This window comes from Bradyrhizobium sp. CCBAU 45384 (genome assembly GCF_028128665.1).
Lineage (GTDB): Bacteria > Pseudomonadota > Alphaproteobacteria > Rhizobiales > Xanthobacteraceae > Bradyrhizobium > Bradyrhizobium manausense.
The window spans coordinates 151171-171505 of the sequence record NZ_LBIZ01000108.1 but is presented as its reverse complement, the minus strand read 5'-3'; the positions used below and the strand labels follow the sequence as shown (position 1 = coordinate 171505).

The following is a 20335-nucleotide window of genomic DNA, read 5'->3' as shown; positions in this document are numbered from 1 at the left end:
TACGGGCTCTGACGGACAATGTTACACGTCCAGGCGGGATTTTTCGCGCCCTTATTGGGGGACGCCCTGCTCCCGCGCGGCCGGTTCCGCCTGCTCCGTCGCTGCCGCCTGCGGTGGCGCCGGCGCCAGTCGCGGCCGAACCCCTGAGGGCTGGTGACGCGGACCGGTGCCGGCGGCCCGGTTGGCCTCGGCGAGGCGCGCCTCACGCTCCCTGTCCTTCACCCGCGCCCGCTCGCGGTATCGGGCCAGCGTCCCCGCGGCGGACGAACTCGCCCTACCCCAGAGGCCGACCAATTGGCCCGCGACCCGCCCGGTCGTGCCGCCGGCCCAGACCAGCTCGAACGGCGCGAACAGCTTCCAGCGCTCCTCACCCCACAGGATGCTGCGCGCGATCAGTTGCCCGGCCATGGCCGACGTGTTCATGCCCTGGCGGCCGAACCCGCTCGCCACCCACAGGCCTTTGCGCAGCTGGCCGATCTGCGGCATGCCGTGCACGGTCTGGCCGGTGGCGCCGCCGAACGTCTCCGATATCTCGACATTGCCGAGCTCGGGGAAGATCGACCGGATACGGCGCTTGATGCTGCCTGCAAAGCGCTGCGGTCGGGCGGCCCAGGTGGTTTCCGGGCTCTCCCACATCAGGCGGTCGCCATCGACGATGCGGAAATGATCGACGCCGTCGTCATCCATCACCGATCCCTTGAAGCCGATGATGTCATGCACCCGCTCGCCGAGCGGCGCGGTGATGCCGGCATAGCGCGAGACCGGCAGCAGCGTATCCGACAGCCGCCGCAATGGCGCACCGAGATGAATGTTGCCGGCCAGCACGATGTGGGAGGCGCGCAGCCGCGCCGAAGGCGTGACGATGCGCTTGCGGATGCCGGAATGATCGATGCTGACGACAGGCGTATCCTCGAAGATGCGCGCACCGGCGCGCCGCGCCAGCGCGGCGAGACCATGCACATATTTGCGGCCGTCGACCTGGAACGCTTTGGGATAATAGACCCCGTGGAAGTAGCGATCGGTCTTGAGCGCCGCGCGCACGCGATCGACCTGCCAGCCTTCGACCTCGGTATCGAAATCCTCGTACAGTATCTGGAGCCGGCTGATCAGCCGGTCGCCGGCATCGACGTTGGAGACCTCGAGCACGCCCTCGGTGAGGCCGATATCAGGCATGTTCTCTTCGGTAGCGTTGGCCCTGACGAGCTCGGCGCCCTCCTTCGAGAGCGCCCACAGCTCACTGGCATCCTCGAAGCCGATGCGCTCGATCAGATCGGTGAGCGGCAGCGCGAAGCCCGGCATCACGGTGCCGAGCTGGTTGCCGGAGGCGTTCCAGCCGATGTGACGGCCCTCGAGCACCGCGACGCTGGCCCCCAGCCGTGCCGCCTCGAGTGCCACGGAAAGGCCGGCAAGCCCTGCCCCGATCACGCAAATATCGGCGTCGAGATCGAACGACAGCCGGGCACGCTCGCGAAGGCCGGCTTCTTCCTGGGACGCGCTTGTGAAAGTCTCGCTCATGTCGTTTTCTTAGAGCATGATCCGGAAAAGTGCGCAGCGGTTTTCCGACAAGATCATGCTCAAAACAACAACTTGATACCGAGCAGGCGCTTGTCACCTTGTCCTCAACAGGCACCTGTAGATTATCCTGGACGTGGAACGATTCGAGAATGCCATGCGCCGTTTGATGCTGCTGCGTCACGCCAAGACCGAGACCGACGCGCCAAGCGGCCGCGACCAGGACCGCCGTCTCGACCATCGCGGCCAGCGCGACGCCGCCGAGATGGGCGACTGGATGGCCACCCATCCGCCGGTCCCCGAGACCGTGCTGGTATCGCACGCCGTCCGCGCCAGGCAGACCTGGGACCTCGCCTGGGAAGCGATGAAAGACCGCGTCGCAGCGCCGCGGGTTGAGGTTCTGCCGGAACTCTATGGCGCCGATCCCGCGCAGATTCTCGAAACCATTCGCACTGCAACGATCCCGGCCAATCCCAAGCGGCTCCTGCTGGTCGGGCACAATCCCGGCATGCACGAGGCGGCGCTGATGCTGACGGGCAGCGGCGACAAGGCCAGTGCCAAGGCGCTCGCCGACAATCTGCCCACGGCGGGGCTTGCGGTCCTCGACTTTGATGTCAAGGATTGGGGGGACGTGGCCTACCGCCGCGGCAAACTGGTGCTGTTCGTCAGCCCCAAGCTGCTTCGACTGGGATGATCGCGCGACGTGCCGGGAGAACGTGCTGACTGGAAGATTTGGAGGCGCAGATGTTCAAGTCCATTCTCGTGCCCATCGACCTCGCCGACACCGATCTGGCAAAGCCAGCCATCGCGACCGCGACGACGCTGTCGCAGAACTGGAGCGGATCGGTCCGGCTGCTCAACGTGCTGCCGATGACGCCGGTGATGCTGGCCGAATATGTCCCGGCCGACTTCGACGAACAGCAGCGCCAGACCTCCGAAGAGGCGCTCGCCATCGTCGCCCGCGAATCCGGCATCGACCCCGCCCACATCTCCACCGTGGTGCGCCAGGGCGGCATCTATCACGAGATCCTGGAGGAAGCCGCGCAGATGAAGGCCGACCTGATCGTCATGACCTCGCATCGGCCGGCGATGCGCACCTATTTCCTCGGCTCCAATGCCGGGCATGTGGTGCGTTATGCCAAATGCTCCGTGCTGGTGGTGCGGCACTAAAACGGGAGCAATGGCGTGAAGCAATTCTGGCGGAGATGGACCTACGAGATCCCGCTCGCAATCGGCGATGCGCTGTGGGAGGTGCTGGTCGTGCAACTTGCTGCGCTGCTCGACAGGCTGACGGTGCGGAAAGTCATCGCCTTCATTCCCGTCGTCATCCTCATCTGCGCTTACTATCACAACATCCCGATTCCGCCGGAGCTCATGTTGATCGGCGACTTCCTCGCCTATATCGACATCTTCTCGGTGCTGTTCCTGCTCGGCGTGCTGAGTCGCATCACGACGGTCGTGTTCGTCGTCAAACAAGCGGCGGCGCGGATCGCCATGCTGGCGGGCAGCGTCACAGCACGGATGCAGCGGCTGGATGTCCGGCATGGGCGTCAGCGTAGCGCTCCAACGCGGCCGCATCGCAAGCCTGGCGCATCCGAGGACGATCGAATTTATGGTGTGTGGGGCCAGGTTGCACTGGCTTGATCCGGACGGTCTCGTAGGGTGGGTTAGCCGAAGGCGTAACCCACCACTGATGCTTCTGTGGAGGCAGAAGCGGTGGGTTACGCTTCGCTAACCCACTCTACGCGGCAAGAGCCGGGGCCCATGCCTCAGCGCACCGTGCGGCTTCCTGGGTCCCGGCTCTGCGCGGCAGCGCAAGAACACTGCAGCGCGTCCAGGACGCAGGCGAGCAAGATCACAGAAACCGGCTCAGCTCGGCCTTGAACTGCCCGTACACGGCGTCCTCGATCTGGCTGCGGTTGATGCCGATGTCGCGCAGGGCGCGGTCGTCGAGCTCGTTCAGCGTCTTGACGGCGGAGCGGCGCTCCAGGCGGTCGAACAGCGCGTAGGCAGCATTGACGAGCGTGGCAAAAAATCCGCTCGAGGTGGATGGGCGTAAGCTCCGCCCGGCAGTTTGCGAGATCGTGGTCATGTTTCTTCTCCGGCCATTGGTCCTACGCGGCGAAGCGAATGCCGTTGGCGCAAACGCTGGAAGCGCCTGCACCTCATGTGCCGTCGGATTGCTCTCGCTCCCCTCGGCTCCATCGCGGACCTTGATGGAACTTAAATGCTCCAGTACATTTCTCGGAGCAACAAAAACATTGCTCTCGGTGCAATAATGTCCAAGTTCGAATACGTGAAGCTTGCGGATGCCATTGCCGCAGATATCGCTAAAGGGACGTTAAGACCCGGCGACCGGCTGCCGCCGCAGCGCAATTTTGCCTATGATCGCGGCATTGCCGTTTCGACAGCCAGCCGTGTCTATACGGAGCTGCTGCGCCGTGGGCTCGTGGTCGGCGAGGTCGGCCGCGGCACCTTCATCTCCGGCGACATCAGGCGCGAGGTCGAGACCATCGCCGAGCCGGCCGACGCGCGGATCAATTTCGAGGTCAATTATCCGTTATTGCCGCAGCAATGGGCGATGATCGCCAAGAGCCTCGCCGGGCTCGAGCGCGTCGATGCGCTGGAAGCCGTGCTGCGCTCATCGACCAGCACCGGCACCAAGAGCGCGCGCGTTGCGGCCGCCGCCTATCTCGCCCGCAAGGATTTTGCGCCGCCGGCCGAGCAGATCCTCTTCACCGCCAACGGCAAGCAATCGCTCGCCGCCGCGCTGGCAGCGCTGGTGCCGACCGGCGGCCGCTGCGGCGTCGAAGCGCTGAGCTACCCTTACGTCAAGAGCATCGCCGCGCGGCTCGGCATCACGCTGGTGCCGATTCCGATGGACGAATTCGGCGCGCGGCCCGATGCGATCCAGAAGGCGCATCGCGAAGCGCATCTGTCGGCGCTGTATCTGCAGCCGATCATCCAGAATCCGCTCGGCGTCACCATGAACGCGACGCGGCGCGCCGACATCATGCGCGTCGCCGAGAAGCTCGATCTCACCATCATCGAGGACACCGTCTACGGCTTTCTTGCCGACGATACGCCGCTTGCAGCACTCGGGCCGGACCGCTGCATCGTGCTCGACAGCCTCTCCAAGAAGGTTGCACCGGGCCTGGCGCTCGGCATCCTCGTCACGCCGCCGCACTTGCGCGAAAGCATGATGAGCGCGGTGCGCACCGGCGGCTGGATCGCCTCCGGCCACGCACTCGCCGCCGGACAACGGTTGATGGCCGACGGCACCGTCGCCGAGCTGACGCGGCTGAAGCGCATCGACGCGGCGCGGCGCCAGCAGACCGCGGCACGGCTGCTCGCCGGCTACCAGCTTTCGGCCGATCCGCGCTCCTATCATCTGTGGCTGACGCTGCCGCCGCATTGGCGCTCGCAGACCTTCGTCGCCGCGGCGGCCCGGCGCGGCATTGCATTGACGCCGTCCTCGACCTTCGCGGTCGCGCACGGCCATGCACCGAATGCGGTGCGACTCGCGCTTGCTCCGCCCTCGTTCGAGCAGCTCGATTCCGGCCTGCGTACGATCGTGTCGCTGCTCGGCACCAAGGAAGAGGATTTCGACTCGACCGAGTAATCCCGCCCCGTCAGGGCTCCGGCCATTGCGCGATAAAGCCCTGCGCCTTGTACGGCTCGATCTTGTCCCATTCGTGCAGGACACGGCGGCGAAATTCGGCATCGGTATGCCAGAGCGTGCGCGGCGTGGCAAAGCTGTCGACGGTGAGCAGCAGCTTGGTAACCTCGGGCCAATGCCGGTGCAATGTCATCGGATAGCGCCGCGCCGTCCAGGTGTTGCCGAGACAGATCACGCTGCGGATGTTGCGCAGGCCCAGCGCCGCATCGATGATCGGCAGCGAGAAGATCACGTTTTCGCCGGTGTTCATCGCGGCGTGCTCCTCCAGGATCCGGTCCGCCGGAATGCCCGCTGCGACCATCGCCGCCTTGATGATGGCGCACTCGGATTGCTCCGAGCCCGGGGTCACACCGCCGCTGACAATCGACCAGCGGTAAAAGCCCTCGCGCCACAGCCGCGCGGCGGTTTCGACGCGCAGCGCGACATCCTCGCGGGTGCCGAACAGGAACAAGAGATCGGCCGGCACAAGCGGCGTGTCGATCAGATGGATGCGATTGATCTCGGCGATCTCGTCCGCCGTCGGCAGGCGCGTGCTGCGATTCATTGACGTCATCGCGGCACGATGCGGGAAGCGCGCGCGGCGGCGAAGTCAATTTTGATTGCGGCGCATTGCAGACGCTAGGGCAGCAAGGAGCGAGGCAGTTGATCAAAACTGTAGCTGCGCGGCTGGTTGCGCCGGACGAAGCCCCCGACCTGCCAGACGAACAGCGCCGCAAAGCCGAGGATGAACAGCACGCCGGCAAACTCGCCGATCAGCAGCGCGCGGATCAACAGCCCGGCCATAGCCAGGGCCAGCAGCGCCAGGAAGGCGAGCACGGCGGCATAGGTCTTGCGGCCAAGGCCGGCGGTCAGCTCGGCCCGGCTGCCGGCCTTCGCCATCCGCGCGTGCAGCGCGACGATGAAGTCGCGAAAGCCATTGTCCTGCGGCGCCATCAGCGCCGCGGTCTGCCAGCTCGTCGACAGGATCGCGATGCGACCGCCCTTGGCATGGCTGAGATCGGCGCGAAAGCGGTGCTGCTGCATCGAGACTGGGCGGAACGACAGCCTGATGGCACTGATCTCGTCATAGCGCCAGAGGCCGGAGCGGCCGGCGATGTGCCAGGACAATCCTTCGTCCGTCAGCTCGAAGCGATGCGCCGAACCGATCAGCGACGCCTTGTAGGCGTAGCTCGTGACCGATCCGCCCTGCCCGTCCGACATCTGCATCACCCGATCCGCCTGCGATCCGCTTGCACGATCGCCCTTCCCCATCCTACAAGCGAGGCATGGCTGAGACGATCTATTTTCCGCGCCGCCTGATTCTCGGGGCTGCTGCGATCGCGGGCGTACTGCTTGCGCTCGCGGTCCACATGCTGGGTGCGCGCTACGGGCTCGACCTCGGCGGCCTCTGGCGCTCCGACCCGCACGAGTTCATGCCGACCGGCGCTGCGATCGCCTGGTGGCTGATCGCGACGGTCGGATTTTCCGGCGGCTATTTCACGGCGACGTTGATGCAGAGCGCCGTCTCCGGCCAGATCCCGCAGCGGATGCGTCAGTTCCTGATCGTGGTCGGCGTGCTGCTGCTCGCCGGCGCCGGGCAAGCGGCCTCGGCGCCGAGCCCGCTTCCGACCGTCTCCGGCGTGCTCGCGGGCCTCGCGGCGCTGTGTCTCGGTGCCGTGATGGCCTTCTGCGGCGCGCATTTCGCGCTGCGCGGCGGCAAGCCCAACTAAGCCGAAGCGCGCAGCCGCGGCCGATCCAGCATCATCCCGACTTCGCAGGCGGGCCGCGGCTGGCTGAACAGATAGCCCTGCGCCTGGGTGCAGCCCTCGCGCCGGAGCAGCTCGAGCTGCGCGTCGTTTTCGACCCCCTCCGCCGTGGTGACGATGCCGAGGCTGCGGCCAAGGCCGGTGACGGCGCGGATGATCGCGACGGAATCCTCGCGCGTGGCAAGCTCGGACACGAAGGAGCGGTCGATCTTGATCTTGTCGAAGGGAAAGCTGCGCAAATAGCTCAGCGAGGAATAGCCGGTGCCGAAATCGTCGAGCGAGATCCGCACGCCCATGGCGCGCAAATCGTGCAGCGTGGTCAGCGTCGCCTCGCTGTTCTGGAGCAGTACGGATTCGGTGATCTCGAGCTCGAGGCGACGCGCTGCGAGCCCCGAATTCGTCAGCGCCTCCGTCACCGATGCAATCAGGTTCGGACTCTTGAACTGGACCGGCGACAAATTGACGGCGACGCCGATATCATCCGGCCAGGTCGCGGCATCCGCACAGGCGCGGTGCAGCACGAGCTCGCCGAGCTGGACGATGAGGCCGGTCTCCTCCGCGAGCGGAATGAAGTTGATGGGCGAGATCAGGCCGCGCTCCGGATGATTCCAACGCAACAGCGCTTCGAAGGCGACAACGCGATCGCTGACGACGTCGCGGATCGGCTGATAATACGGCTGGAACTCATCGCGCTGCAGCGCCGCGCGCATATCCATGTCCAGCAGGCGCCGGGCCTGCGCGCGCGCATCCATACCGGTTTCGAAGAAGCGATAGGTGCCGCGGCCGTCGGCCTTGGCGCGATATAGCGCCAGGTCGGCGTTTTTCAGCAGCTCATCCGGATTGCTGCCGTCCTGCGGCGACAATGAGATGCCGATCGAGACGCCGATCACGATCTGATGGTCCGCGATCTCGTAGGGCGCGGAGATCACCTCGACGATGCGTCTTGCGAGCGCCCGCGCTGCAGCCTCCTCCGATCGGCCGATCTGGACCACGGCGAACTCGTCGCCACCGAGACGGGCCACGGTGTCGTGCTCGCCGACCGTCGCCTTCAGCCTTTGGCCGACTTGCTTCAGCAGCGCATCGCCAATGGGATGGCCGAGCGAATCATTGATGTCCTTGAAGTGATCGAGGTCGAGACAGAACACCGCGAGCTGGTCGTTCGCGGCCGCCCGGCGCAGTCCCTGGTCGAGCTGCTCGTGGAACAGCACGCGGTTCGGTAGATTGGTCAGCGCGTCGTGACGCGCCATGTGCGAGATCTTGGCCTGCGCGTCCAGCCATTCGGTGATGTCCTCGAAGGTTGCGACCCAACCGCCGCCCCGCATCGGCTGGTTGACGACGCGGATCGAGCGCTCGAACCGGCGAACGACGTCCGTCGTTGTCCGTCCCTCCCGGGCATCCTCGACGAGGCGCGCGAAGAATTGTTCGGCATCACCGTTCCACTGGCCCTTGGCCGCCTCCTCGCGGAGAATATCGAGCAGGAGGCGGCCGGTCAGCTGCATGTCGGAGCGGCGGAGCATCGCCGCGTAACGCTCGTTGAACAGGATGATCTTGCCTTCGGCATCGAACATGCACAGTCCCTGCGACATGTTCTCGAGGGCCGTGTCGAGCACGATCTGCTGGCGCCCGATCTCGCCCTTGGCGCGACGGTCGAGCACGGCGGCCGTGAGCGCGATAGCGATGATGGCAACGGCCGCGCTGGCGGTCATGATGGACAACGACGCCGGCGGGATCGCAAGGCCGCTGATTGCAAGCGTCGGATCGGGCGTCAACTGCAGTGCGCCCATCGCGGTGAAATGGTGTGAGACGATGGCAGCGGTGAGCAGGATCGTGGCGCCCAACGCGTTGGACAGGCTGTCGCTCCGCCCCGCGACGAACAGGGCGGACGATCCAAGGACAATGCCCAGCAGAATCGATACCGCGACGGTGCCGGCGGTCCAACCGACATGGGCAGGAATCTCGAACGCCATCATGCCGGTGTAATGCATGGCTGCCACGCCGCCACCCACGACAGCGCCGCCAAGCGCGACCAGAGCGCCGCGCCTCGTCGAAACCGAAATACTGAGACCGATGAAGGTGACCGCAATCGCAAAGATCAGCGAAAGGATCGTCACTGGGATGTTGTAGGCGCCACCGGCGCCGGGCCCGTAGGCCTGCATCGCGATGAAATGGGTTGCCCAGATGCCGCAACCCGTCACGACAGCATCGAGCGTGATCCACACGAGGCGGGCACCGCCATTTGCCGCTCGCGCCCGATGAAACAGACTGATTGCCGCCGCGCTCGCCAGCAGGCACACGGCGCCGCCGAGTGCGACCAGCCGCCAATCATGCTGGTCCGTGAGACAAAACAGAACTTGATACATCGCCGGCCCCTGTTCCATCAGGCACTAGAGCCGGCAGAGATGGACAGTCGGTAACCGGCGCGGCGCCGGTTGCCGGATTGGTGAACAGAGAATGTGTGTGGCCGCTCACATTTCTCGCCCCTGCGCGATGACGCCAAGGCCGATCACGCAGGCGGCCAGCAGCAGCACCGCAGCCGATATGATTAGCGATTGGTGAAGGCCGGTCATGAACGCGCGATCGGACGCCACCAGCGAGCCGAACAGCGCAACGCCAAGGACGCTGCCGGTTTGCCGTGTCGCGTTGAGGACGCCCGCAGCGACACCCGAGCGCGCTTTCTCGACGCTGCCGAGCGCGGTCGAGGTTAGCGGCGGCACCAGGAGGCCAAGCCCGCCGCTGATCGCGATCATCTGCACAGAGATCGCAGGGTAGCTCGTTCCGGCCTCGATCCAAACCAGGCCAAGACAGCCGAGCGCAGAGATGCAGGCACCTGCCACGATGGTCGGGCACGGGCCGATACGTTCGGCCAGGCGCGGCGCCAGCAGATTGACCGGGAGCACCGCTCCCATCATCGGCACGAAGGCGAGGCCGGTCCACCAGGCCGATAGACCGTTGATCCGCTGGAAATAGAGGCTCAGCACGAAGATCAGACCATAGATCGCGACGTTGACAAGCAGGCCAACGATCGTGGTCAGGCTAAACAGCCGATGACTGAACAGAGACAGTGGCAGCATTGGCTGCTCGGTGCTGGCCTCGCGCCAGACAAATAGCGCTGCGAGGACGGCGGAAGTGATGAAGGCGGCGATCACCGCCGGATGGCCCCATCCAAGCGCGCCAGCTTCGATGATTGCACCGGCGAGCGCGCCCAAGGCTCCGATCGCAGCAAGCTGACCGGGTAGATCGATCTCGCGTGAGCGCGCGCGCGTGGTCTCGGTGGCATAGCGCCAGCTCAGCCACAGGCCTGCAAGGCCGATCGGCAGATTGACGAGGAAGATCGCGCGCCACCCGACCAGCGTGATCAGCGCGCCACCGACGAAGGGACCGGCCGTCAGCGCCAGGCTCGCACCTGCCGCCCAGACCGCAACGGCCCGACCGCGCGCAAGATCGTCCGTGTAAGCGTGATTGAGCAGCGCCAGCGAATTCGGCACCAGGATCGCCGCCGCCAGTCCCTGCACCAGTCGCGCGCCGATCAGCACGATGGCGTTGGGCGACAGCGCACAGGCCAGCGAAGCGGCCGTGAAGATCGCGAACCCCGCCATGAAGATACGCTTGGCGCCGATGCGATCGCCGAGTGCGCCTGATGTCAGGATGAAGGCGGCAAAAGCGATGGTGTAGGCGCTGACCACCCATTGCAGCTCCGCGACGCCGCCGCCGAGCGTCTTGCCCATGGCGTCGAGCGCCGTGTTGACGATGGTGACGTCGAGCTGCACGACGCCATAGCCGAGGCTCATCGCAGCCAGCGTCAGCGAGGTTGCAAGGCGCGATGCGGTGCGCGGGGCACCACCCGCGTCGAAGGTTTCATATTTGACGGTGTTGGCTCGCATGCTGCCATCTCGGTTGCAGCCCCACGCCAACTCTACGCCGCGCTCCCGTTGTCATGTTTCGACAACGACCGAATGATGTATACCCGAAACGCAAGCGCCGCGCGGGAGAACCGCGCGGCGCTCTTGAGGGCTACTCCGGCTTAGCTCGCCGCCCGCAAGTTCACCTTGCTCTCGGCCAGCGTGGTCAACTTTTTGTCGGTTGCCTTCTCTTCCTCGAGCGTCTTGGCAAGCACGGCGGCGCAGTCACTGCGGCCGAGCTGCTTGGCCCAGGCGATCAAACTGCCATAGCGGACGATCTCGTAATGCTCGGCGGCTTGTGCCGCGTTGATCAGGGCCGCATCGAGCACCGCCTTGTCGGCGACCTCGCCCGCGGTTTCCTCCGCCTCTTCGATGATGCCGTCGATGGCCGGGCAATCGACCGCCTTCACCGAAACGCCGTGCATCTTGAACACTTCCTCGAGCCGTGTGACGTGCTGCCTGGTTTCTTCAAGGTGCGTCAAAAAGCCCTGCTTCAGCTGCGGATCTGTGGCCTTATCTGCCATTTTCGGCAGCGCTTTGGTGAGTTGCTGCTCGGCGTAATAGATGTCCTGCAGCTGATGCACGAACAGGTCGTTCATGGTCTTGATGTCTTTGGTGAACAGTCCCATCGTTCCAATCCTCGAGAAGTCTTGGGGAACACGACAGCGTCGGCTTGAACAAAAGCCGCGATTTCGCCGTGTTCGATTGCTGATGGAGCCTAACCGGTGCGCAGCGCCGTCGTTCCAAAAAAGTCTGCGTCGTTTGCGCCGGAACAATGCTTGCGAGCGCAGGATTTGAGACCATTTGCAAAAACGGGGGCGCAGTCGAGGCGTGGCCCTCGACTCATATGCCTAACGCGCCGGCCATGTGAACCACGTATGACAAAACGGCGGGTCCGGCCCAGAACCTGTTGTTGTCAAGGGCTGCACAAGTCGGTGTTTTTGCCTTAAATGGGCTACATCATGCCTAGTGATCCACGCCCGCCTCGGGCAAGTGATCGCAACCGACCGGCCAATGTCTGGCCCGGCCGGCCTTGCCCCCCGCCGGGAGGATGAATGCACGGACTGCTGCCCGCGCTGAAACGCGGCTTCAAGAGATGGATCGGCTGGCGACGGCTGGGGGTTGCCGCGAGCGTGATGATCATCGCCTTCGCGGTTACGACGCTCGTGCGGACCCTCAAGGGCATCGATACCGGCGTCATCCTGACCGCATTGGCCGATATTCCCCGCGGACATATCGGGCTCGCCGCGATCTGCGTTTTCTTCGCGTTCTGTACGCTGACCTTCTACGATTTTTTTGCACTGCGAACGATTGGCAAGAAACACGTGCCGTATCGCATCGCAGCGCTGTCGAGCTTTACGTCCTATTCGATCGGCCACAACATTGGTGCCACGGTATTTACCGGCGGTGCGATCCGCTTCCGAATTTATTCGGATTACGGGCTGAACGCGATCGACGTCGCCAAGATCTGCTTCCTCTCCGGCCTGACCTTCTGGCTCGGTAACATTTTTGTGCTGTCGATCGGCATGGCCATCCATCCGGATGCGGCGTCCTACATGGACCAGCTGCCATCGTCGATCAACCGGCTGATCGCGTGCGGCGGCCTCGCCTCGATCGCCGCCTATCTGATCTGGCTCAGCATGGGCGAGAAACGCCGCGAACTCGGCCAGAAGGGCTGGAAAGTGGTGCTGCCGTCGGCGCCGCTGACGCTGGTCCAGATCCTGATCGGCGTGGTCGATCTCGGCTTCTGTGCCTTCGCGATGTACCTGCTGATTCCGGCTGATCCGCCGATCGACTTCCTGTCGCTCGCGGTGGTGTTCATCCTGGCGACGCTGCTGGGCTTCGCCAGCCACGCACCCGGCTCGATCGGCGTGTTCGACGCCGCCATGCTGGTGGCGCTGCCCGAATTCGGCCGCGAGCAACTGCTCGCAACCCTGCTGGTCTTCCGTATCCTTTATTTCGTGATCCCGTTCGGTGTCGCCATTTCCATTATGGGCACAAGGGAGCTCTGGATGAACGTGGTGCGGCCCTGGCAGGAACGGCGACGACTGGCGGAAGCTTGCGCTCAGGCCAACCTGCCCAAGGAGGTGACGCCGATGGAGCGCGAACGGTTGGTGCGCCAGGCCAGCAAACGGTAAGCCGGCCAGCGGCCGCGCCGGAAGCCCGCAAAGGCCACAGCGAGAGGATTGCAGGCCAGGGGCTATGCTCTCTTATTTCCGCCTCAACTTTGCCGTTGAAGACGCGGGCCATGACCCCAGTTTCCCCTCGCCGTTTCCTTGCGGGTGCCCTGCTTTTGGCCGGGCTCCTCACCGTTCTGCCGCTTCAGCGCGTCCTCGCGCAGGATGCCGGCGCCATGCAGATCAATTGGGAGGTCCGCAACCGCTTCCGACTGTTCCGCGAGGAACGCGACTTCCTGCTGCATGTCGAAAATGCCCGTAACCGCAGCATTCTCGCCGCCGAGCAGTCGCTGGAGCTGCAAAGCGAAGGCCGTGGCTGGGCCCGCAACATGGTCAATCGGCTCTGCATCGATCTGCAGGGCCGGGTCAACCAGCCCTGCACCCGTGACAACGTCAAAGAGAACTACCTCACCCCGGTCGACCACCCCATCGCCGTGCGCCTGGCCGGCGCGGTGCCGGTCGGCGCCACCTGCGCCTGGTCGTTCGACGACGGTGACGGGCCGCAATCCTCCACCTTCGACTGCGCCGAACCGGTCAATCTGCGGGTCCGCTACGGCAAGCAGACGGTCGCAACCGTCGACGTCTCTTCCGGCTCCGATCCGACCCGGCGCCTTCAGACCGAGATCCAGGTCCGCGACATCTTCATTGCCGGTCTTGGCGACAGCATCGCCTCCGGCGAGGGCAATCCGGACCGGGCGCTGGCGCTGTCGGACGAGGGCTTCTGCTTCCGCTCCTATCTCGGCACCGGCGGCGGACAGTATTACCGGCCGAGCCGCGCCGGCTTCAAGGGCGGACGCGCCTGCGAGGCGCCGGATACGCTCGCCAACTGGCAGCGCTATGGCGCGCTCTGGTTCAACTCGCCGTGCCACCGCTCGCTCTACAGCTACCAGGCCCGCACCGCGCTCGCGCTGGCGGTGCGCTACACCCATATCGCCGTCACCTATCTGCCGCTCGCCTGCACCGGCGCCAGCATCAGCGACGGGCTGCTCGGCTCCCAGCGCGCCCGCGAGTGCCCGCCCGGCAAGTCGGGCGTCTGCAACACCAGCGTGAATGCGCAGGTCGCCGAATTGCGCGAGGCACTGACCGCCGCGAAGAAGCGTCAGCCGGATCGCAATCTCGATCTGGTGCTGCTCTCGATCGGCGCCAACGACGTCTACTTCTCCGGCCTGGTCGCCGACGTCATCGTCGACACCGCGACCGAACGGGCACTGTTCCGCCGCTCCGGCGTGATGGCGAGCGTCGACGATTCCCGTGACGCGCTCCAGCGCGAGCTGCCGCAGAATTTCGTCCGCTTACGCGAGGCGCTGAAGCCGCTGCTCGGCGGCGATCTCTCGCACGTGGTCTATGTCTCCTACGCCAATCCGGCGCTCGCCGACGGCGGCGTGCCCTGTCGCGGCGGCCGCAGCGGCTTCGACATCCACCCCGCTTTCAGCGCAGATCCGCAGCGCCTCGCCCGCGTCTCGACCTTCGTCGACACCGAGTTCCTGCCGCAGTTGAAGGGGCTGGCCACCTGCACGCAGGGTGCGCTGTGCCGCGATCCCGAGGCCGACCGGATGACCTTTGTCGATTCCCACCAGGCCGCGTTTGCCGATCACGGCTTCTGCGCGCATGCCGGAGGCGATCCGGAATTCGACCGCACCTGCTTTGCCGAGAACGGACAGAGCTTCAATCCGGACATCGTGTCGGCGGCGAGCCAGCCGATGCTGTGCGGCCGCGGCGCCTCGGAGTATCGCACCTATCTACCGCGCGCGCGCTGGATCCGCGATGCCAATGACAGCTATTTCGCAGCGATGACCTATCCGCAAGGATTGCCGGCGGCGAGCCAGCCGAATGACATCCACGACGCGACCTGGGGCGTGCTCTCGGCGGTTTACGGCGGCGCCGTGCATCCGAGCGCCGAAGGCCACGCCGCGATGGCGGATGCCACGCTGCCCGCCGCAAGCGCCGTGCTTGGCCTGGACGCGGTGCCGCCGGGTGTCACGCGCGGATTGCTGCCGCCACTGCTGGGCGGTACGCAGCAGTAGAAGCAAAGCAATCTCCCACCGCGCCGTGTTGCGAACTCGCACTTTCCACATACGCGGTGTCATCGCCCGCAGGCGGGCGATCCAGTACTCCACGGCAGGCTGATTGAATCGAGAAGCTGCGGGATTCCCCGCCTGCCGCCTACGCTAAAGCTTCGGCGCCCCTGGACCTCAACGCCGGCGAAGCCTTGGCGTAGCCGGGTCGCGGGGAACGACAGTGGTGTGCCTGGCGCAAGCTCGTCACCCACAACATCGCGCCTGCATTTTCGCAATTTCACGCTCGTTTCCACACCCCGTCGTTCCATCAATTCAAAACCGGCATCAATCGATACCCCCTTCAACTTGGACACTTTCCCACGCGCGCCTCTAGGAGTCGGAGCGAGGAAACATTTCAAGTTCTAAGGAGCGCCTGATGAGCGCAGTGGTGTCCGCAACGGACGTGAAGAGGTCTCGAGTCAGGCTATTCATTGTGACCATGCTGTTCCTGGTCACCACGGTCAATTACGCCGACCGCGCCACGCTCTCGATCGCAGGTCCCGCCCTCTCCAAGGAACTTCATCTCGATCCGGTCGCCATGGGCTGGATCTTCTCGGCCTTCGGCTGGTCCTATGTCGTCGCCCAGGTGCCGGGTGGCTGGCTGCTTGACCGCTACGGCTCGCGCCTCGTCTACGCCTTCAGCATCATCGTCTGGTCGCTGTTCACGATGATGCAGGGCTGGGTCGGATTCCTCAGCGCCGGCGCTGCCGTCGCCGTGCTGTTCGCGCTTCGCCTCCTGGTCGGCGTCGCGGAGGCGCCGTCCTTCCCCGCCAATGCCCGCATCGTCGCGGCCTGGTTTCCCGGCAACGAGCGCGGCACCGCGTCGGCGTTCTTCAACTCAGGGCAATATTTCGCGACAGTGATCTTCGCGCCGCTCATGGGTTGGATCGCCCATGATTACGGCTGGCGCTACGTATTCTTCGTGATGGGCGGTCTCGGCGTGATCATGGGGCTGGTCTGGGTCAAGACCGTGTACGGACCGAAGGAGCACCCCGGCATCAACGAGGCCGAGTTCGACTACATCAGAGATGGCGGCGCGCTGGTCGATCTCGATGCGCCCAAGGACGATCTGAAGCGGGCACGCGCGCCCGAGGCCGGCTCCGGCTGGGACCACATCCGCCAGTTGCTCACCAATCGCATGATGCTCGGCGTCTATCTCGGCCAGTACTGCATCAACACGTTGACCTATTTCTTCCTGACCTGGTTCCCGGTCTATCTCGTCAAGGAGCGCGGCCTGTCGATCCTGCAAGCCGGCTTCGTCGCGACGCTGCCGGCGCTGTGCGGCTTCATCGGCGGCGTCCTCGGCGGCATCATCTCCGATGCGATCCTGCGCCGGACCGGCTCGCTGACCATGGCGCGCAAGATTCCGATCGTCGGCGGCATGCTGCTGTCGATGTCGATCATCGCCTGCAACTATGTCGACGGCCAGACGCTGGTGGTCGGTTTCATGGCGCTCGCCTTCTTCGGCAAGGGCATCGGCGCGCTCGGCTGGGCTGTCGTCTCCGACACCTCGCCGAAGGAAGCCGGCGGCGTCTCCGGCGGCCTGTTCAACACTTTCGGCAATCTCTCCTCGATCACCACGCCGATCGTGATCGGCTACATCCTCGCCGCGACCGGCTCCTTCAACGGCGCGCTGGTGTTCGTCGGCGCCAACGCGCTGGTGGCGGCGTTCGCCTATCTCGTCATCGTCGGCAAGATCGAGCGGGTGACGCTCAAACGTTCCTCCTGAGGGCTCCCATGGGAGCTTGACCAGGCAACTCAACGGCGGCCCTCAAAAGCCGCCGTCTTTGTTTTTGGAGGTGATCGATGCTAGAAGTGCCGGGGAAACGCCTTATTCATCTAAGGCATGTATCGATGTTCGACCTCAACCAGCTCCGCTGTTTCGTCACAGTGGCGGAGGAACTGCATTTCGGCCGCGCCGCCGCGCGACTGAACATGACCCAGCCGCCGCTGTCCCGGCAGATCCAGGTGCTGGAGCACATCATCGATGCGCCGCTCCTGGAGCGCACCAGCCGGTCGGTGCGCCTGACCCCGGCGGGCCGCAGCTTCCTGCCCGAGGCACGCCGTATCCTGAAGCTTGCCGAAAGCGCCTCGCAAGTGGCTCGCCGCATCGCGCTCGGCAAGACCGGCTCGCTCAAGATCGGCTTCACCGCCGCCGCCGCCTACGGCTTTCTGCCTGAGCTGATCGCGGCCTGCCGGGCCAAGCTGCCGGAGGTCGACTTCTCGCTGAAGGAGATGGTTTCCGGCGACCAGTTCGAGGCCCTCACCTCGGGCCAGATCGATGCCGGCCTGCTGCGCCCGCCGATCGCGCGGCCCGAGCTTGCCAGCCGCCGCGTCGTCGCCGAGCCCCTGCTCGCCGCCATTCCGAAGAAGCATCCGCTGGCCAATGCCGAGAACATCACCATCAAGGACTTCGACGACCAGCCCTTCGTGATGTATTCGCCCTATGAAAGCCGCTACTTCCACGACCTCTTGGTTGCGCTGTTCACCCGCGCCGACATTCTGCCGCGCTATGTCCAGCACCTCAGCCAGATCCATTCGATCCTGGCGATGGTGCGCGCCGGCCTTGGCCTTGCCATCGTGCCGGCCGCGGCCGCCGGCCTCAAGATCTCCGACGTGCGGCTGCGGCCGCTGAAGCTGCGCAACCGCGTCCCGGTCGAGCTCTTCATGGTCTGGCGCCGCGACGACGAGAACCCGCTGCTGTCGGCGCTGGTCAAAATCGCCAGCGAATTATCGTCCGCGGAGATCGTGGAGGATTGATGCTCAATCCGCATCGGTCGATATAGGCTTTGGCTTGGACGCGCATCGAACGGTCTCCTAAACAGCGGCCCATGGACGCGTGCCTCAGTGCCTCAGTGAGCGTCCCCGACACACACGAGAGCAGGGAGCAGCGCCCCGTGAGCAAGATGACCCCGCAGGAAATGGCCCAGAAGATCGGATCGGGCCTCCTGTCCTTCCCCGTCACGCCGTTCAAGGCGGACTACTCCTTCGACGAAGCGACCTACCGCGCCAACATGGACTGGTTGTGCGGGTACGAGGTCGCAGGCCTGTTCGCCGCCGGCGGCACCGGCGAGTTCTTCTCGCTGACCCCGAACGAGGTTCCTGAGGTGGTCAAGGTCGCCGTCGACGAGACCAAGGGCCGCGTGCCCGTGCTCGCCGGCACGGGTTATGGCACTGCCATCGCCCGCGAGATCGCTGTTGGCGCGGAAAAGGCCGGCGCGGATGGCCTCTTGCTGCTGCCGCCCTACCTCACCCATTCCGAGCAGGACGGCCTTGCCGCCCATGTCGAGGCCGTCTGCGCCGCCGTGAAGATCGGCGTCATCGTCTACAACAGGGACAACGCCATCCTGCAGCCCGACACGCTCGCCCGCCTCGCCGAGCGTTGCCCGAACCTCGTCGGCTACAAGGACGGCATCGGCGACATCGAGCTGATGACCCGCGTCTACACCAAGCTCGGCGATCGCCTGACCTATGTCGGCGGCCTGCCGACCGCTGAAACCTTCGCACTGCCCTATCTCGACATGGGCGTGACGACCTATTCTTCGGCCGTGTTCAATTTCGTGCCGGAGTTCGCCACCAATTTCTACGCCGCCGTGCGCAAGCGCGATCATGCGACCATCCACGCCGGGCTGAAGGATTTCATCCTGCCGCTAATCGCGATCCGCAACCGCAAGAAGGGCTATGCGGTCTCGATCATCAAGGCCGGCATGAAGGTGATCGGCCGCGATTCCGGCCCGGTCCGTCCGCCGCTGACCGACCTGACCGAGCAGGAGATGGCGGAACTGACCGCGCTGGTGAAGAATCTGCCCGCCATCCCATCGTCACAACAGGCTGCAGAATAACAGGCAACAACAGGGAGAAGCGCGCGATGGCCCAGACGGATATATCTGGCGCACCGATTGTCACGGCGATGCAGGTGATTCCGGTCGCCGGCCGCGACAGCATGCTCCTCAATCTGAGCGGAGCGCATGCACCGTTCTTCACCCGCAACATCGTCATCCTCACCGACAATGCCGGCCATACCGGCGTCGGCGAGGTGCCGGGCGGGCAAAAGATCTGGCAGACGCTGCAGGACGCCCGCGAGCTCGTGATCGGCAAGACCGTCGGCGCAATGAACAACATCCTCGCCGATATCAGAACCACCTTCGCCGACCGGGACGCCGGCGGCCGCGGCAAGCAGACGTTTGACCTGCGCGTGATGATCCACGCCGTCACCGCCGTTGAATCCGCCCTGCTCGATTTGCTCGGCCAGCACCTCAATCTGCCGGTCGCAGCTCTGCTCGGCGAAGGCCAGCAGCGGAGCAGCGTCGAGACGCTCGGCTATCTCTTCTTTGTCGGCGATCGGAGCAAGAGCAAGGTCGACTACGTCAAGGGCGAGACCGGCAAGGCGGAATGGTTCAACCTCCGCCATCAGGAGGCGATGACGCCTGAGACGGTCGTCCGGCTCGCGGAGGCCACGCAGGACCATTACGGCTTCGCCGACTTCAAGCTGAAGGGCGGCGTGCTGCGCGGCGAGCAGGAGATCGAGGCGGTCACCGCCATCGCCAAGCGCTTCCCCAACGCCCGCGTCACGCTCGACCCGAACGGCGCCTGGTCACTCGATGAGGCCATCAGCCTCTGCAAGAACATGCACGGCATCCTCGCCTATGCCGAGGACCCCTGCGGGGCCGAGGCCGGCTTCTCCGGCCGCGAAATCATGGCCGAGTTCCGCCGCGCAACTAGCCTGCCGACCGCGACCAACATGATCGCGACCGACTGGCGCCAGCTCAGCCACGCGCTACGCCTCGGCGCGGTGGACATTCCGCTCGCCGATCCCCATTTCTGGACCATGCAAGGCTCCGTGCGCGTCGCCCAGACCTGCCGTGACAACGGTCTGACCTGGGGTTCGCACTCCAACAACCACTTTGACATTTCGCTCGCCATGTTCACCCATGTCGGCGCCGCCGCCCCCGGCAAGGTCACCGCGATCGACACCCACTGGATCTGGCAGGATGGCCAGGCGCTGACCAAGGAGCCGTTGCTGATCCGCGGCGGCAAGATCGCGGTTCCGGATCGTCCGGGCCTCGGCATCGAGATCGACCGGGCGGCCATCGAGGCCGCGCATGAGCTCTACAAGAAGCATGGACTCGGTGCCCGCGATGACGCTATTGCCATGCAGGATTTGATCCCGGGCTGGACCTTTGACGACAAGCGTCCCTGCCTCGTTCGCTAAGAAACTGAGGCATGGTCCCGGAAAAGTGGGTACCGGTTTTCCGACCTGGATCAT

General features: G+C 65.1%; 18 protein-coding genes. 11 read left to right on the top strand and 7 right to left on the bottom strand.

The window, feature by feature from the left end; genetic code table 11:
• Nucleotides 1–51 precede the first annotated feature (51 nt).
• Nucleotides 52–1515: an NAD(P)/FAD-dependent oxidoreductase gene (locus XH80_RS19335; protein ID WP_271599923.1), complete on the bottom strand. Its 1464-nt coding sequence runs from the start codon at nucleotides 1513–1515 to the stop codon at nucleotides 52–54.
• A 154-nt stretch (nucleotides 1516–1669) separates the two neighbouring features.
• On the opposite strand from XH80_RS19335, the gene XH80_RS19330 reads away from it, so the two are divergent.
• Genes XH80_RS19330 through XH80_RS19320 form a run of 3 tightly spaced genes read left to right on the top strand, consistent with a single transcriptional unit; the run spans nucleotide 1670 to nucleotide 3156 of the window.
• Nucleotides 1670–2206, top strand: a complete 537-nt coding sequence (locus XH80_RS19330; protein WP_271599922.1) for a SixA phosphatase family protein — start codon at nucleotides 1670–1672, stop codon at nucleotides 2204–2206.
• 50 nt (nucleotides 2207–2256) lie between these two features.
• Nucleotides 2257–2682: a universal stress protein gene (locus XH80_RS19325; protein ID WP_057749171.1), complete on the top strand. Its 426-nt coding sequence runs from the start codon at nucleotides 2257–2259 to the stop codon at nucleotides 2680–2682.
• A 15-nt stretch (nucleotides 2683–2697) separates the two neighbouring features.
• On the top strand, nucleotides 2698–3156 hold the full coding sequence (locus XH80_RS19320; RefSeq protein ID WP_271599921.1) for a hypothetical protein: 459 nt from the start codon (nucleotides 2698–2700) through the stop codon (nucleotides 3154–3156).
• Between the two features lie 211 nt (nucleotides 3157–3367).
• On the opposite strand, the gene XH80_RS19315 is transcribed toward XH80_RS19320, so the two are convergent.
• Nucleotides 3368–3604, bottom strand: a complete 237-nt coding sequence (locus tag XH80_RS19315; protein ID WP_271599920.1) for a DUF1127 domain-containing protein — start codon at nucleotides 3602–3604, stop codon at nucleotides 3368–3370.
• 186 nt (nucleotides 3605–3790) lie between these two features.
• Here XH80_RS19315 and XH80_RS19310 point away from each other — a divergent pair, with 186 nt between their 5' ends.
• Nucleotides 3791–5134: an aminotransferase-like domain-containing protein gene (locus XH80_RS19310; protein WP_271599919.1), complete on the top strand. Its 1344-nt coding sequence runs from the start codon at nucleotides 3791–3793 to the stop codon at nucleotides 5132–5134.
• 10 nt (nucleotides 5135–5144) lie between these two features.
• Here XH80_RS19310 and XH80_RS19305 read toward each other — a convergent pair whose 3' ends face one another.
• Together XH80_RS19305 and XH80_RS19300 are read right to left on the bottom strand one after the other, a co-directional pair.
• On the bottom strand, nucleotides 5145–5744 hold the full coding sequence (locus XH80_RS19305) for a YdcF family protein (RefSeq protein ID WP_271599918.1): 600 nt from the start codon (nucleotides 5742–5744) through the stop codon (nucleotides 5145–5147).
• A gap of 65 nt (nucleotides 5745–5809) precedes the next feature.
• A complete protein-coding gene (locus XH80_RS19300) occupies nucleotides 5810–6397 on the bottom strand; it encodes a hypothetical protein (RefSeq protein WP_271599917.1) in 588 nt (195 codons plus the stop codon).
• A 59-nt stretch (nucleotides 6398–6456) separates the two neighbouring features.
• Here XH80_RS19300 and XH80_RS19295 point away from each other — a divergent pair, with 59 nt between their 5' ends.
• Entirely contained in the window at nucleotides 6457–6900 is a 444-nt protein-coding gene (locus XH80_RS19295) for a hypothetical protein (protein ID WP_271599916.1), read from the top strand.
• Here the strand turns inward: XH80_RS19295 and XH80_RS19290 are convergent.
• The 3 genes from XH80_RS19290 to XH80_RS19280 form a co-directional block, all read right to left on the bottom strand.
• The gene (locus tag XH80_RS19290) at nucleotides 6897–9296 is read right to left on the bottom strand and encodes a bifunctional diguanylate cyclase/phosphodiesterase (RefSeq protein WP_271599915.1); all 2400 of its coding nucleotides are present in this window, start codon (nucleotides 9294–9296) and stop codon (nucleotides 6897–6899) included. The two genes, XH80_RS19295 and XH80_RS19290, sit on opposite strands and share 4 nt — an antisense overlap.
• A gap of 105 nt (nucleotides 9297–9401) precedes the next feature.
• Nucleotides 9402–10817 (bottom strand): MFS transporter, encoded by a 1416-nt coding sequence (locus XH80_RS19285; RefSeq protein ID WP_271599914.1) that lies wholly within the window; start codon nucleotides 10815–10817, stop codon nucleotides 9402–9404.
• Nucleotides 10818–10957: 140 nt separating this feature from the next.
• Entirely contained in the window at nucleotides 10958–11464 is a 507-nt protein-coding gene (locus tag XH80_RS19280; protein ID WP_057749098.1) for a YciE/YciF ferroxidase family protein, read from the bottom strand.
• A 426-nt stretch (nucleotides 11465–11890) separates the two neighbouring features.
• Here XH80_RS19280 and XH80_RS19275 point away from each other — a divergent pair, with 426 nt between their 5' ends.
• From XH80_RS19275 to gudD, 6 genes are all read left to right on the top strand, one after another.
• A complete protein-coding gene (locus XH80_RS19275) occupies nucleotides 11891–12973 on the top strand; it encodes a lysylphosphatidylglycerol synthase transmembrane domain-containing protein (RefSeq protein ID WP_271599913.1) in 1083 nt (360 codons plus the stop codon).
• 110 nt (nucleotides 12974–13083) lie between these two features.
• Entirely contained in the window at nucleotides 13084–15036 is a 1953-nt protein-coding gene (locus XH80_RS19270; RefSeq protein ID WP_271599912.1) for a hypothetical protein, read from the top strand.
• Nucleotides 15037–15445: 409 nt separating this feature from the next.
• On the top strand, nucleotides 15446–16798 hold the full coding sequence (locus tag XH80_RS19265) for an MFS transporter (protein WP_271599911.1): 1353 nt from the start codon (nucleotides 15446–15448) through the stop codon (nucleotides 16796–16798).
• A 125-nt stretch (nucleotides 16799–16923) separates the two neighbouring features.
• On the top strand, nucleotides 16924–17829 hold the full coding sequence (locus tag XH80_RS19260; RefSeq protein WP_271599910.1) for a LysR substrate-binding domain-containing protein: 906 nt from the start codon (nucleotides 16924–16926) through the stop codon (nucleotides 17827–17829).
• A gap of 137 nt (nucleotides 17830–17966) precedes the next feature.
• Nucleotides 17967–18911: a 5-dehydro-4-deoxyglucarate dehydratase gene (gene kdgD / locus XH80_RS19255; RefSeq protein WP_271599909.1), complete on the top strand. Its 945-nt coding sequence runs from the start codon at nucleotides 17967–17969 to the stop codon at nucleotides 18909–18911.
• A 26-nt stretch (nucleotides 18912–18937) separates the two neighbouring features.
• Nucleotides 18938–20281 carry a glucarate dehydratase gene (gene gudD, locus XH80_RS19250; RefSeq protein WP_271599908.1) on the top strand — a complete coding sequence of 448 codons (1344 nt, stop codon included), beginning with the start codon at nucleotides 18938–18940 and terminating at the stop codon, nucleotides 20279–20281.
• Nucleotides 20282–20335: the final 54 nt, after the last annotated feature.

Excerpts from the sequence above, each read along its gene's own strand:
- XH80_RS19290 (WP_271599915.1), bottom strand. The coding sequence starts at position 9,296 with ATGTATCAAGTTCTGTTTTGTCTCACGGACCAGCATGATTGGCGGCTG.
- XH80_RS19335 (WP_271599923.1), bottom strand. The coding sequence starts at position 1,515 with ATGAGCGAGACTTTCACAAGCGCGTCCCAGGAAGAAGCCGGCCTTCGC.
- XH80_RS19315 (WP_271599920.1), bottom strand. The coding sequence starts at position 3,604 with ATGACCACGATCTCGCAAACTGCCGGGCGGAGCTTACGCCCATCCACC.
- XH80_RS19295 (WP_271599916.1), top strand. The coding sequence starts at position 6,457 with ATGGCTGAGACGATCTATTTTCCGCGCCGCCTGATTCTCGGGGCTGCT.
- XH80_RS19305 (WP_271599918.1), bottom strand. The coding sequence starts at position 5,744 with ATGACGTCAATGAATCGCAGCACGCGCCTGCCGACGGCGGACGAGATC.
- XH80_RS19270 (WP_271599912.1), top strand. The coding sequence starts at position 13,084 with ATGACCCCAGTTTCCCCTCGCCGTTTCCTTGCGGGTGCCCTGCTTTTG.
- XH80_RS19275 (WP_271599913.1), top strand. The coding sequence starts at position 11,891 with ATGCACGGACTGCTGCCCGCGCTGAAACGCGGCTTCAAGAGATGGATC.
- XH80_RS19265 (WP_271599911.1), top strand. The coding sequence starts at position 15,446 with ATGAGCGCAGTGGTGTCCGCAACGGACGTGAAGAGGTCTCGAGTCAGG.
- XH80_RS19330 (WP_271599922.1), top strand. The coding sequence starts at position 1,670 with ATGCGCCGTTTGATGCTGCTGCGTCACGCCAAGACCGAGACCGACGCG.
- XH80_RS19325 (WP_057749171.1), top strand. The coding sequence starts at position 2,257 with ATGTTCAAGTCCATTCTCGTGCCCATCGACCTCGCCGACACCGATCTG.
- gudD (WP_271599908.1), top strand. The coding sequence starts at position 18,938 with ATGGCCCAGACGGATATATCTGGCGCACCGATTGTCACGGCGATGCAG.
- XH80_RS19280 (WP_057749098.1), bottom strand. The coding sequence starts at position 11,464 with ATGGGACTGTTCACCAAAGACATCAAGACCATGAACGACCTGTTCGTG.
- XH80_RS19310 (WP_271599919.1), top strand. The coding sequence starts at position 3,791 with ATGTCCAAGTTCGAATACGTGAAGCTTGCGGATGCCATTGCCGCAGAT.
- XH80_RS19285 (WP_271599914.1), bottom strand. The coding sequence starts at position 10,817 with ATGCGAGCCAACACCGTCAAATATGAAACCTTCGACGCGGGTGGTGCC.
- XH80_RS19300 (WP_271599917.1), bottom strand. The coding sequence starts at position 6,397 with ATGCAGATGTCGGACGGGCAGGGCGGATCGGTCACGAGCTACGCCTAC.
- XH80_RS19260 (WP_271599910.1), top strand. The coding sequence starts at position 16,924 with ATGTTCGACCTCAACCAGCTCCGCTGTTTCGTCACAGTGGCGGAGGAA.